We start from the raw sequence: 13096 nt of genomic DNA on the forward strand, positions 1-13096 counted from the left end.
ATTGCACTGAAAAACACGTAATTTGATGTATCTTTTACTAAAAAGAGACTAAAACACTTGAAAAGAATGAGACCGATACTACTCATTGCGGTCGTACTGTTATACTGTAACTCTACAGTACATGGACAGTTTTTCAAAAAAAAGAAAGACAATAAGAAAGCCGAGCTTGTAGAATTGAATTCCGATTCGGTATCTGTTGAGATTACGGACATCATCTTTAGAAATATAAACAAGGTTGGGCTTTACACCAACGATAAACAGCTTAAAAGAATTGACAAACTCGATAAGGAAAAGAACTGGAAGGAACTTTATCCTGAATTAAAAGAGTATGTCTCCAACTTCGGAATTCAAAATTTCGCTTATCAAACCTATTATTTGTGGAGACTAGCCAAACTGACTGAGGTATTTGGTACGGTAGACCAGGCCAGGCCACTTTACAGCCTTGTACTAAAGCATCATCGAAGGGGACTTCCAATTGAGGAAGTTTTGGCGCGCTATGATTCCATCAACCCCAATAAAATGGAATATTATGTTCCGTTGGAGTATTATTATGAGTTGGTGGAGTACCGCAGGCAGGTAGATACACTTATTCCGCCTCGTGGCGTACTGACCACCATGGGAAATAAAATCAACTCTTTAATGGAAGATTATGCTCCTAGCGTAGCCAAAGGTGATGAAATTTTGCTGTTCACCTCCAAAAGAAACGCACATAATGAAGGTATTAGGGTAATTAGTAACGAGGATATTTTTATTGCTGAGAATACTGAAAATGGCTGGGGCGAAGCCAAACCCTTCGATGCTATTAACAGCAAATACAATGAAGGTTCAGCCGCTATGACTAAAGATGGAAATACCATTTTCTTTTCGCGCTGCGATGCCCCCGATAGCTTTGGCAACTGCGATTTGTACACTTCAGTCTTTCAGGGCGACACCCTTTGGACGGAGCCCAAAAACATGGGAGAATTGATCAACTCCAAAGGTTGGGACTCGCACCCTACGCTTTCACCTACTGAAGATACACTCTACTTTTCATCTGACCGTCAAGGGGGATTTGGTTTAGCCGATTTGTATTACACTTATAAAGACTCCCAAAACAAATGGGCTCAGCCAAAAAACTTAGGGCCAATTGTAAATACGCGTCAGAACGAAGTAAGCCCCTTTTATCACCCCGAACACAATGTGTTGTACTTTAGTAGTAATGGCCATTTATTGAATTTTGGGGATTACGACATCTATAAAGCTTACAAAGTAGGAATCAACTTTTCGGAACCGATCAATATTGGACCTTTGGTAAATGGCCCTGGCACGGAGTTTTACTTTACCATCGATAAAGCTTCTAAAGATATTTTTTACTCTCGCTCAGAGAAAAAAAGCATGAAAAACCTGGACCTCTTTTCTTTTCCATTACCCATGGGCGGGCAACCTTTGGCCACTACCCGATTTATGGGACGAATACAGAGCGTAACAGGAAAGATTCCTCAAAATATGGTGGTCTCCATCATCGATTTGGATGAAGGGGTAGAAGTGGCTCCTAAATTTGCCCGTGAAGACGGTACTTTCGAATTCGACCTGATTAACCAAAGAAATTATTTGGTGGTAATTCAAGGAGACGATTTTTTCCGCCTTGAAAAAATGTTTTTCCTAGATGGCGATACCGAATATGAAGGCATTGTAGAACGTGTGGCCAGTAAAATTGAATTTGCCTCTTTAGAATTTGAAAATGGGAAGTCAAACATACTTCCAGAAATGGAAAGTGACCTGAAGAAAGTGGTGGATTTTTTAATTGATCATCCATCATTCAAACTGAATGTATCTGGTCATACCGATTCTAGTGGCGATGCGGTTTTAAATCTTGCCCTTTCCCAACAAAGGGCTCAATCGATTAAAAACTGGATTGTGGATGGCGGAGTAAATAGTGAACGCATTAATGCCATTGGCTATGGAAGCCAACGACCGATTGTTAAAGAAGAAAAAACGGACGAAGACCGCGCAGTCAACCGCAGGGTAGAGTTTGAAATCTATAGAGAGGCGCAGGAGGGTGGTAATTAGTGTTTCTCTACGAGGTGGTCACCTTGGGCTTTTTTGTAATCTAAATCAGTAGGAATCCTAACTCCTGTTTGCATACTTTTCACAAAAGTGGAAATCTTGATATCGTCTTGGGGGTTTGTGTTTTCCATGTCAACTACTTTTTTATCAGGTTTTGATGTCAAGTTTTTATCCATAGCCATATCTTTACGACATATATAAATATATTAGACGTATTATAAAAACGCTTTAGCGGAGGGTTTGGTTGTTCGCAAACATCTAATTATGACGAATTCGAGTTGAAAGGCCTAAAAGCCCCGTTAAGTCGCACTGTGATTTATCAGTTTGAAATTGGCTTTAATGACACCCTCGATTCAATCGAGGATGAGGGAATTAATTTTCAGCGGGGCTGTTTTAGGAACTGGTAGATTTAGTCTGTAACCCTTCTTGGCCATTTCTTATTTGTAACAACCTTAATCCGAAGACGCCAAACCAAAGGAAATAAATTACCAAGGAGATGTTAGTCCTTATGAATGTTTGGTCATTAAAGACAAATAAGCTCAAGATTCCCATTATTAGAATTATCAGCCCGGTTGTTAATGTATAATACTTTAAGAATTTATCTTTTATCATTTTTTTAAATTCAATTGCAATGAAGATTAGCCCGACAGGTATAACTATAATCATTGCTATTACTCTAATAATCACAGTGTGAATGTCAGTATCTGAATAAGGATCCCATGGTATAATTCCAAAACTTGTCCAGGTAAGTCCAGCAATTAGTATTAGAATCTTACCAATGATTATAGGTGTGTCATTTTTCGACATCCTAAAAAGTCCAAATACGAAAGTCAAATTAAGAAGTCCTATCATCAAGTAGATGATATAAGCAGCCAACCATCTTCCATTCATTCCTGTTATATTGAATGAAGCTATGGTAGTCACGTTGTTGACCTCTTCGATTGTCTGTGGATTGTAAATGAACAGAGAAGCAAAGCCTAAGATGAAAAAGATTGTAATACTAAGTCCAACTATTCCGACAGTCGTATTATTCATAAATCTATAGGTTTTTGGCGTTGGCGGTTCTTCAAATTATAAATGACAATATAATGGTTTTTGCAATACCCATGAAAGATTTTGCTTCACGCTCAAACACAAAAAAAGGTGCCTTTTCAAGCACCTTCTTTATTAAAATTTTTGGTTCAGTCTAAATTCCGAAAAGCTTTAGAATATCATTTCCGAATACAAATACCATTAGTAAAAGGAGAATAACCATACCCACTTTTTGGGCGTTTTCAAGGAATTGATCTGAGGGTGCTTTGCCCGATACCATTTCGAAAAGCAGAAACATTACGTGTCCACCGTCCAAAGCCGGAATTGGCAATAAGTTCATAAAGGCCAATACCATTGAAATAAAGCCTGTGATTCCCCAGAATGCATTCCAGTCCCAAGTTTTAGGGAACATGTTTACAATACCGATAGGGCCACTCATATTTCTGGCAGACATTTCGCCATTGAACTTGAACATTTTGCCCATGGCCTTGGCGTTAAGAATTACTGCGCCAAATGCTTTTGAGGTGCCTCTTGGAATGGCTTCAGCCAAAGTGTATTCGTCTATTTCGTAAGGTGATGACAAGGCAATACCTATTTGCGTTTCTTCATTTACATCAAGATTTACAGTCATTTCCTGACCATTTCTCTCGATTAAAAAAGCCACATTTTGACCCGCATAGTTTGCCATCTCAGACCTCAATTGATCAAAGTATTTTACTTCAACACCATTGGCCTGTAAAATTTTATCTCCTTCCTGTAATGGAATGTTAAATCCTTCTTGCAAGCCACCTACAATTGACGGTTGTCTTGGTTCTAAGAATTTTGATTGAAATTCTTCATCGCTCAAATTGTTCAAAAAGCCTTTCGGAATTGGAAGGTCAAGCTGCTGTCCGTTACGATCAACAGTCCAGTAGCCATCAGTAGTTAGCAGAGTTTCTCCGCTTGCTATATCGCCAAAACGATCATAATCGGCACCATTTACCATTATCACTTTATCGCCTGTTTGGAAACCTACTTCTTGAGCAATTTCACCAGCGACCACACCGTATTCTTTTGTGAATTTGGCAGGAATATAAGCTTCCCCCTGGTTGTAAGTAAGAATTACAAAGGCAATAATACCTGCGATTACGTTTACGATAATTCCACCCAACATTACGATTAAACGCTGCCAAGCTGGCTTCGAACGGAATTCCCATGGTTGCGGCTCCTGTTTCATTTGCTCCTTATCCATTGATTCATCGATCATCCCAGATATTTTCACAAAGCCCCCCAATGGAATAGCACCTAAACCGTATTCTGTATCTCCCTTTTTGAAACTGAACACTTTTGGAGGAAAGCCAATGAAGAATTTCTCCACTTTCATTCCAAAAAAACGAGCGGCAAGCATATGGCCTGCTTCGTGAATTCCTACCAGAATTGATAGGGCCAGCAATAGCTGAGCAATCTGTACTATAGTTTCCATTAATTAAATTATGTGTTCAAATGCTATTTTTCTCGTCTCCTCGTCTGTAAAGACATAGTCCTCATACGTTGGCTTTTTAACAAAGGATACCTTTTGCATACAAGCTTCAACTACATCGGACATTCCTAAGAAGCTGATTTCATCTTTAAGGAATTTTTCTACTGCCACCTCATTGGCAGCATTCAATATACAAGCCATGTTTCCGCCTTGTTTAAGGGCCTCATATGCCAGTGCCAAGTTACGGAAAGTCTTTGTATCGGCCTGCTCAAAAGTAAGTGCAGGATAATTCAAGAAATCGAACCTTGGAAAGTCGGTTTTGATTCTTTCAGGATAAGTCATGGCAAATTGAATGGGCAGCTTCATATCGGGCAAACCCATTTGTGCTTTCATACTACCGTCTTCAAACTGCACAATCGAATGAATAATTGATTGCGGATGCACAATAACTTCAATCTGCTCTTGCTTTAGGTTGAAGAGCCATTTGGCTTCAATCACTTCCAATCCTTTGTTCATCAAAGAAGCAGAATCGATTGTGATTTTTGCGCCCATGTCCCAGTTGGGGTGTTTCAGGGCTTGTTCTTTGGTTACTGTTTTAAGGAAGTTGGTATCCTTTCCACGGAACGGGCCACCAGAAGCAGTAAGTATAATTTTTTCGATGGGGTTATGAAATTCACCTACTAAGCATTGGAAAATAGCCGAATGCTCAGAATCTACTGGGTAAATGTTCACGCCATACTCTTCGGCCAAAGCCGTAATCAGTTCACCCGCCACCACCATGGTTTCTTTATTGGCCAAAGCAATTGGTTTTCCGCTTTCAATGGCTTTTATAGTTGGTCTTAAACCCGCATACCCCACCAAAGCGGTAAGCACCAAATCAATGCTGTCCATTTGCACTACAGAAGAAAGAGCATTTTCGCCAGCATAAACCTTAATATCGAGGCTGTCTAAAGCGTCAAAAACTTTGTCGTAATGATGATCATTACCAATGACCACCGCATTCGGTTTGAAGGTAATGGCCTGTTCAATCAGTAAATCGCAGTTGTTTTGTGCCGTAAGCACTTCCACCTGAAAACGATCTGGATTGGCTTGAATTACCTCTAAGGCTTGCGTGCCGATAGAGCCAGTGGAGCCCAAAATGGCAATGTGCTTCTTCTTAATTTCTTCCACGTATTGCTTAACTATTTCAGATAATGTAAAAGTGCATCTGCAAGTTTACGGTAGTTTGAAAGGCGAAGTCAATTATTTTATTCGCCTTACTTGCCCTGCGATTTAATCTACTTTCTGAAAGCATCGCGCGACAATGATTTTACTTTCAGCGTTTTTCGAATACTACACAAAATCAGATGACCTTAATAAGAATTCATTTTTCGAAGCTGCAAATTTAGGTCTTTTTCAAAGGCCTCCAAATGAGAAAGTTCTTTGCCAAATCTGGTACTTCTATTCAGACAAAATCCCTACCCACTTAGTGTGCCTTTACCTTTAGCAAAGATATGTTTTTGAGGTGTCGGAATCATCAAAAGTTGACAATCTCCGTGCGTCCATTTAACTTTTAACCTTAATTAACAATGCACAGATTACCAACAATATCTCTGTTACGTATGTTTGAATATTGCGAGGTAAAGTCTCCGAACGACTTCCTCCTATTTCTTTCGAATTTAGATAAAACAATTATTAGCATACAGATATGAAAAGCGCAGCTAAGATTATTCTTCTGGCTTTTGTAGCCGGACTGGCCGGAGCCTTTGTTTTCCAACAGTTCCTGAGCCCTGCTCAAGTGAATGAAATTATACGAGAAGTACCGGCCAATATTAGGCAAGCCAGCTATACGACTGACCGAGCGGATAATGAATCAACCGTTAGGCCGTTTGAAACTCCAGCAGATTTTAGAACCGCTGCCGATAAATCCATCCGCAGTGTGGTATACATTAAGAACTTACAGCGTAACAGAAGGAGCATGTCTTTCTTCGATTACATTTATGGACGAGAAGGCGCTAGTTCCGAAGTGGCCATTGGCTCAGGCTCAGGCGTGATCTACTCTAAAGATGGATACATTATTACTAACAATCATGTGATTGAAGGGGCAGATGAAATTGAAGTAATGCACGAAAAAAGAACCTATCGTGCAACACTAGTGGGCACCGACCCTAGTCTTGATTTAGCTGTACTAAAAATTGATGCGAAAAACTTACCAGCAATTGAACTGGGAAAAAGTTCGGATGTGAGAATTGGAGACTGGGTGTTGGCAGTGGGGAATCCATTCAACTTAACTTCTACAGTAACAGCCGGAATTGTAAGTGCTATTGGTAGCGAAACGGCTGCATTAAGAGAAAACTTTCCGCTTGAACTTTATATTCAAACCGATGCCGCCATTAACCCAGGAAACAGTGGAGGCGCTTTGGTAAATACCGATGGTGAATTGGTTGGTATTAACTCTTCCATTATTTCCAGAACTGGCTCTTACGCAGGTTATGGTTTTGCAGTCCCTTCCGACATTGTTGTGAAAGCGGTAGAAGATTTGAAAAAGTACAAGTATGTACAGAAAGCATATACTGGTGCCGATGTGGCAGAAATTAATGAAGAGTTAGCCAAGAGAGAAAACCTGAAAGACCTAAAAGGGGTATTCATTCAGTCGATTAGAAGAGAAAGTGCAGCAGATAAAGCCGGACTCGAGGCTGGCGATGTAATACTTACTTTAAACGGAAAGCACATCAACAGCAAATCTACTTTTGATGAACTACTTACTTATATGTCGCCAGGCGATAAGGTGTTGGTGGAGTACAAAAGAAACCAGCGTGTTGGCCAAACCTATGTTACTTTAGAAAACATATTGGGGAACACTGACATTCTAAATAGCCAATCTGCCCTTAGTGAGGACGACATTCACTTCTCGGATTTTCTGGGTGCCGAAATGAGAAAATTAACTCAAGCGGAATTAGAAAAGAACGGCCTGAAGTATGGAGTAAAGATTACCAAAATTAATAAGGATACTGGCTTTATGAGAAAGTTGAGCGACCTTAAGGAGGGAGATATTATTGTGGCCATTAACCAAAGGTGGGCAGGAGACCCAGCGGCTGTAGCAAACTACCTTGAACGTTATTCTGGAAGAATACAGATCGATATTCTTGACTCAAAAGGAAAACAAAACACACTGAGATATAGGTTTCAGTAAAAGATATTAGTGAATTGAAAAAGGGGCATTTAGCCCCTTTTTTGTTTTCTATAACCAACAATTTCGGCCGTAAATCGGCTTTTCTCTTAAGTTTAGAATGTCAATTTCTTCCAAGTTCGTAATAAGAGTAAAACACTCACTAATGTAACAGAGAGCAGAATCACCGCGGTTGAAATATTACCGTAAAGCAGCATGCCCACACCAAAAAGCGCACTGTATACAATGATTATTCCAAGGAACATTGCAATCAGGTCTATGCTAAAACGACCAACATGGCTTTCTAATTGAATACCCTCTTTTTGAGCTATTTTTTTGAAGCCATTCCAACCAGCGCCATAAGGTTTTACAGAATTGAAGAAGGTAGCAAGTTTACTATAATCAGTTGGTTTGGTTAGTAAAGTAACCCCTACCCAAGCTATGGTAGTTATACCTACACTCCACAATAATTGGTAATCACCAGGTATGGCAAGCATAAAGTCTGGACCTGTTTTCTCATAAAATAACAATGCCATAATAAACGAAACAACCATGGCCGTAATTTCAGAATAAGCGTTTACCCTCCACCAGAACCAACGAAGCAAGAATACGGCACCTGTTCCTGCACCTACTTTAAGTAGAATTTGGAAGGCATCATAGGCGCTGGTAAGTACCAAAGCAAACAAAGCGGCAAAAACCATTAAAAGTACGGTAGATATCCTTCCCACATTTACCAATTCTTTTTCACTTGCTTCTGGCTTCACAAATCTTTGATAGAAATCATAGGCCACATAAGAAGAACCCCAGTTGAGGTGCGTTGAAATGGTAGACATAAAAGCCGCAATTAATGACGCAATAACAATTCCCAAAAGTCCTTTAGGCAAAGTGAGTAACATCGCTGAATAACCTAAATCGTGTCCCATTTTTCCTTCAGAAATATTTGGGAAAGCAGATCTGATAGACTCCAAATCAGGATAAACCACCAACGAAGCCAATGCAATTAAAATCCATGGCCAAGGGCGCAAAGCATAATGGGTAATGTTGAAAAGTAAAGTAGCTGAAACTGCGTTTTTTTCGTCTTTTGCCGAAAGCATACGTTGGGCAATGTAGCCTCCTCCACCAGGTTCGGCACCTGGATACCAAACGCTCCACCACTGCACAGCCAGCGGAATGACTAAAAGTGTAATAAACAACTCTCTATTATTGAAGTCAGGAATCAGATCTAATTTTGGCGCCACATTTGGGTTGGCCAAAAGTTCTGTTAAACCACCCACTTCAGGCAAGTTAATGATGTAAACCGCTGCAGCTATGGAACCTACCATAGCCACCAAAAACTGTAAGAAATCCGTAAGAATAACACCCCTTAATCCACCCATTGAACTATAGGCTACAGTAATTACCGAAGCGTACAGCATGGTTTTCCAAGGCTCTAAGCCAAACATTATTTCCCCAATTTTAATGGCCGCCAAGGAAACCGAGGCCATAATCATCACATTGAAGAAAACACCTAAATAAATGGCGCGAAAGCCCCTTAAGAATGCGGCCTCTTTTCCACTATAACGAGTTTCGTAAAACTCTAAATCGGTAAGTACGCCTGATTTCCTCCAAAGCTTGGCATACACAAAAACGGTGAGCATACCCGTGACCAGAAAAGCCCACCATACCCAGTTACCCGCCACACCGTTCTGACGAACAATATCTGTTACTAAATTTGGGGTATCGGCAGAAAAAGTAGTGGCCACCATGGAAATTCCTAATAACCACCAAGGCATATTTCTTCCCGAGAGGAAAAATTCTTTTGAGCTCGTACCTGCCTTTTTTGATACTTTAAGGCCGATTAACAAAAAAATGACAAAAAAACCGAGGATGATAATCCAATCGAGTGTCGCTAGCTGCATAATATAATGATTTGTTAAATTGACTCGTCTTGTCTTTTTCGACAACTTCGAGCCAACAATTATAATTAAAATAGAGGACATTATGGATTTGACTTTGGTAGTATTGGCCGCGGGCATGGGAAGCCGATATGGTGGAAATAAACAATTGGACGGAATTGGCCCACATGGCGAAATCATTATGGATTATTCAATTCATGACGCCATCAATGCTGGATTCACTAAAGTGGTATTTATTATCCGTACCGATTTGAAGGACGCTTTTGATGAGCACTACAAAAATCGATTCAACGGAAAGATTAAAATGGAGTATGCTTTTCAGAATGAATACACAGAACATACTGCGCCATACGAAGCCGATAGAAAAAAGCCATGGGGAACAACACATGCTATTTTGGCTGCCAAACATCTCATCAATGAACCTTTTGTAGTAATTAATGCCGATGATTATTATGGTCAGGAATCTTTTGGTGAAGTGGTGACTACCATGAAAAACTTAAAGGAAAATGAGTACTTGATCATGGGTTACAGTTTGGTCAACACGCTTTCCGATCACGGAACAGTAAACCGTGGCGTTTGCCATGTGAAAGAAGACATGACCTTAACGGGCATCAAAGAAACGCTGGCCATCAGTAAAGACGGTGACGACATTACTTATGAAGAAAATGGAGTGAAGCATTCACTCGCGCCAGACACTTACGTGTCGATGAATTTCTTGGGTTTCCCAGCTTCTGCGCTCCCTCATTTCGAAGAAAAATTTATCGATTTTGTGAAGGAAAACCACACCAACCCTAAGTCGGAGTGTTTTATTCCTGCCGAAATGGACAACCTCATGAACGAAGGCAAAGCTACAGTTAAGGTAGTACCTACTTCTGCTTCATGGTTAGGAGTAACCTATCAGGAGGATAAACCATTTGTTGTAAGCGGAATTAGTAAAATGATTGCGGACGGGAAATACCCTGAAGAAATAAAATAATGAACATTGCCTTAGCAGCATTAAAGGCATTCCAATTAAAAGGGGCGATCGAGAAGGTTGCCCCTTTCGGTTCTGGCCATATCAATGATACCTTCAAAGTTGAAACAGGCTGTGGAGACTATTTGCTTCAGAAGGTAAACACCAAAGTTTTTCAGAATACAGAAACTTTGGAAAACAATCTCAACCTGCTGCAAGGCGTGCAATCAGAAGTATTTGCAAAGCACATTACTACCGAAAAGGGGAAATGCTTTTATGTAGATCAAAATGGCTGTTGGAAATTACAAGAGTTCGTATTGAATGCCTATGGACCGACAACTGCTAATAATCTCACTTTGGTTAAAGAAGTTGGAAAAGGCTTTGGCATGTTTACCAAAGTCACGTCTGTTTTAGACCCTACCGTTTTCAATGAAGCCATCCCGAATTTCCATAACTTAAAATGGCGTTTGGAACAATTGGACGAAGCCATTGAACAGAATAGGGCAAACCGAAGAGAGTCAAGCCAACACCTCATTGAACAGGCAAACACTTTCCGCTGGATTGCCGACCACTTTAATCAACTTGTAAAGGGCGGTTTAGCGTTAAGGGTGTGTCATAACGATACAAAAATTGATAATATTCTTTTGACCGAAGGCAGTGATGAATTTCGGCATGTGATTGATTTAGACACCTCTGGCCCTGGTTATGTGCTCTCCGATTTTGGCGATATGATGCGCACTTTACTTAGCCCAACCAAAGAAGCTGAACTGGATGAAAGTAAAATCGAAATCAGAGAAGGTTATTTAGAGGCACTAAAATCAGGTTATCTTTCTTCTTGCACTGAGTCTCTTTCATCTCTAGAAATTCAAAATCTAGAATTTGGCGGTTTATACATGATCTATATGCAGGCTATTCGTTTTTTAGCCGATTACTTGAATGGTGATTCCTATTACAAAATAAGCTTCGCGGAAGAAAACTATATCAGGGCCAGAAATCAATTCAGGTTATTGGAACTACTGAACAAACAAATTGAGCTATGAAAGCGGAATACTACATTGAAAAACTAAACCTACTGGCTCATCCAGAAGGAGGTTATTACGCTGAAAACTATCGATCGGAAGAAAGTATTGAAAAAAGCGCATTGCCAAATTACTATCCATCGGCACGAACATTCGGTACTTCAATTTACTTTTTGCTTACACCCAATAGCGTTTCAAATTTCCATAGGCTAAACTCAGACGAAATTTGGCATTTTCATGATGGAGGTGCGGCCCGTATTCATATACTTTCCCCCGAAGGAAAACTGATTTCTAAAACCATTGGAAAAGACTTAGAAAAGGGTGAAAGCTTCCAAGTTGTAATTCCAAAACACCATTGGTTTGCCTCGGAAATCGTTCAAGGAGATTTCATTTTAGTAGGTTGCACAGTCTCACCGGGTTTCGAATTTGAAGACTTTGAATTGGCCGATCGCTCGACTTTAGCTTCCGTTTATCCAGATCATAAAACACTGATTGAGCGTTTCACGAAAGCATAGTTGTTCGCTGCATGAATTTGTGGCAAAAACTTAAAACCAAAAACAACAATATGCTTTTAACAACAACCCCAACCATTGAAGGTCACACAATTACAAAGTACCATGGCGTAATTACAGGCGAAGCCATTATTGGCGCCAACCTGTTCAAAGACATTTTCGCCAGTATTACCGATTTAGTCGGAGGCCGCTCTGGCTCCTATGAAAAAGTGCTTCGCGAAGCAAAAAATAATGCAATGCAAGAATTACAATACGCGGCTCAAGCCATGGGCGCAAATGCAGTAGTGGGCATTGATTTGGATTATGAAACGATAGGTCAGAGTTCTAGTATGCTAATGGTTACAGCAAGCGGAACAGCAGTAACCTATCAATAATACTCACCGATTGGTGTTTTTTATCCCATAAAGCCTCGATTTATAGCAGATCGGGGCTTTACTTTTAACACTCGTATATAAACTTTTACCCACTTGAAATGTTAGTTAAGCATGATTAGCGTAGCTCTAAAAGCAAGCGCTTGTACTAACAGAAACTAATTATGCTTTATACATTTATAGAAAATCCTTCAAGCCATTTCGATGCAATGGAATACACTCCTGTAGTTCATCAAAAATCCATTTACAAGGCCAATGACCCAAATGAGACAGACTTTCTTTCTAAAAACCCAGATTTAATTTGGGGTATATTGATTGGAGTAATGGTGTTAGCTTTTGCCTTTTACGCCTTTTTAAAAAAGAAGAAGGATTAGTTATATAATGACGCTTGGAGAACAGTTGATTAAATAGAACGCAGGTATAATTGTTCTACTTTTTCTCTAGCCCAAGGCGTTTTGCGCAAAAAAGTAAGGCTAGATTTAATGGATGGGTTATGCGTAAAACAACGAATATTGATTCTATCGCCCAATTCTTCCCAGCCATACTTCTTTACCAGTACTTCGAGTATATCGGCCAGTTTTACTCCGTGCAGAGGGTTGTTGGGTTGAGATTCTTTTGGGGTGGTCATAGGTTTTTATTTAGAAGGTTACCTCAATTACTAC

The 13096-nt window shown here is 40.0% G+C and carries 13 protein-coding genes; 7 read left to right on the forward strand and 6 right to left on the reverse strand.

Features of this window, described 5'->3' with window-relative positions:
* Positions 1–66: 66 nt before the first annotated feature.
* On the forward strand, positions 67–2049 hold the full coding sequence (locus tag MB14_RS02525) for an OmpA family protein (protein ID WP_062588386.1): 1983 nt from the start codon (positions 67–69) through the stop codon (positions 2047–2049).
* Here MB14_RS02525 and MB14_RS02530 read toward each other — a convergent pair.
* The 4 genes from MB14_RS02530 to MB14_RS02545 all read right to left on the reverse strand — a co-directional run bounded on the left by MB14_RS02530 (position 2046) and on the right by MB14_RS02545 (position 5707).
* Positions 2046–2222, reverse strand: coding sequence for a hypothetical protein (locus tag MB14_RS02530; protein WP_157716533.1), 177 nt, complete (start codon positions 2220–2222; stop codon positions 2046–2048). The genes MB14_RS02525 and MB14_RS02530 overlap by 4 nt on opposite strands.
* 217 nt (positions 2223–2439) lie before the next feature.
* Positions 2440–3081, reverse strand: a complete 642-nt coding sequence (locus MB14_RS02535; protein WP_062588389.1) for a hypothetical protein — start codon at positions 3079–3081, stop codon at positions 2440–2442.
* A gap of 151 nt (positions 3082–3232) precedes the next feature.
* Positions 3233–4540: an RIP metalloprotease RseP gene (gene rseP, locus MB14_RS02540; RefSeq protein ID WP_062588391.1), complete on the reverse strand. Its 1308-nt coding sequence runs from the start codon at positions 4538–4540 to the stop codon at positions 3233–3235.
* A 3-nt stretch (positions 4541–4543) separates the two neighbouring features.
* Entirely contained in the window at positions 4544–5707 is a 1164-nt protein-coding gene (locus MB14_RS02545) for a 1-deoxy-D-xylulose-5-phosphate reductoisomerase (protein ID WP_062588393.1), read from the reverse strand.
* Positions 5708–6224: 517 nt separating this feature from the next.
* On the opposite strand from MB14_RS02545, the gene MB14_RS02555 reads away from it, so the two are divergent.
* Positions 6225–7709, forward strand: a complete 1485-nt coding sequence (locus MB14_RS02555; protein WP_062588396.1) for a trypsin-like peptidase domain-containing protein — start codon at positions 6225–6227, stop codon at positions 7707–7709.
* 92 nt (positions 7710–7801) lie between these two features.
* Here MB14_RS02555 and MB14_RS02560 read toward each other — a convergent pair whose 3' ends face one another.
* Positions 7802–9583, reverse strand: a complete 1782-nt coding sequence (locus tag MB14_RS02560; protein WP_062588398.1) for a sodium:solute symporter family protein — start codon at positions 9581–9583, stop codon at positions 7802–7804.
* Positions 9584–9665: 82 nt separating this feature from the next.
* Here MB14_RS02560 and MB14_RS02565 point away from each other — a divergent pair, with 82 nt between their 5' ends.
* From MB14_RS02565 to MB14_RS02585, 5 genes are all read left to right on the forward strand, one after another.
* The gene (locus MB14_RS02565) at positions 9666–10556 is read left to right on the forward strand and encodes a nucleotidyltransferase family protein (protein WP_062588400.1); all 891 of its coding nucleotides are present in this window, start codon (positions 9666–9668) and stop codon (positions 10554–10556) included.
* Positions 10556–11572: a phosphotransferase enzyme family protein gene (locus tag MB14_RS02570; protein ID WP_062588402.1), complete on the forward strand. Its 1017-nt coding sequence runs from the start codon at positions 10556–10558 to the stop codon at positions 11570–11572. Before MB14_RS02565 ends, MB14_RS02570 begins: the two co-directional genes overlap by 1 nt.
* Entirely contained in the window at positions 11569–12066 is a 498-nt protein-coding gene (locus tag MB14_RS02575; RefSeq protein WP_062588404.1) for a cupin domain-containing protein, read from the forward strand. The genes MB14_RS02570 and MB14_RS02575 overlap by 4 nt, the downstream gene beginning before the upstream one ends.
* A 50-nt stretch (positions 12067–12116) precedes the next feature.
* Entirely contained in the window at positions 12117–12437 is a 321-nt protein-coding gene (locus MB14_RS02580; RefSeq protein WP_062589012.1) for a heavy metal-binding domain-containing protein, read from the forward strand.
* Between the two features lie 161 nt (positions 12438–12598).
* A complete protein-coding gene (locus MB14_RS02585; protein WP_062588406.1) occupies positions 12599–12808 on the forward strand; it encodes an LPXTG cell wall anchor domain-containing protein in 210 nt (69 codons plus the stop codon).
* A gap of 29 nt (positions 12809–12837) precedes the next feature.
* Here the strand turns inward: MB14_RS02585 and MB14_RS02590 are convergent, their stop codons facing one another.
* The gene (locus tag MB14_RS02590) at positions 12838–13062 is read right to left on the reverse strand and encodes a VF530 family protein (RefSeq protein ID WP_062301190.1); all 225 of its coding nucleotides are present in this window, start codon (positions 13060–13062) and stop codon (positions 12838–12840) included.
* Between the last annotated feature and the right edge of the window lie 34 nt (positions 13063–13096).

The organism is Roseivirga ehrenbergii, from assembly GCF_001593005.1.
In the GTDB taxonomy this organism is placed as follows: domain Bacteria; phylum Bacteroidota; class Bacteroidia; order Cytophagales; family Cyclobacteriaceae; genus Roseivirga; species Roseivirga ehrenbergii.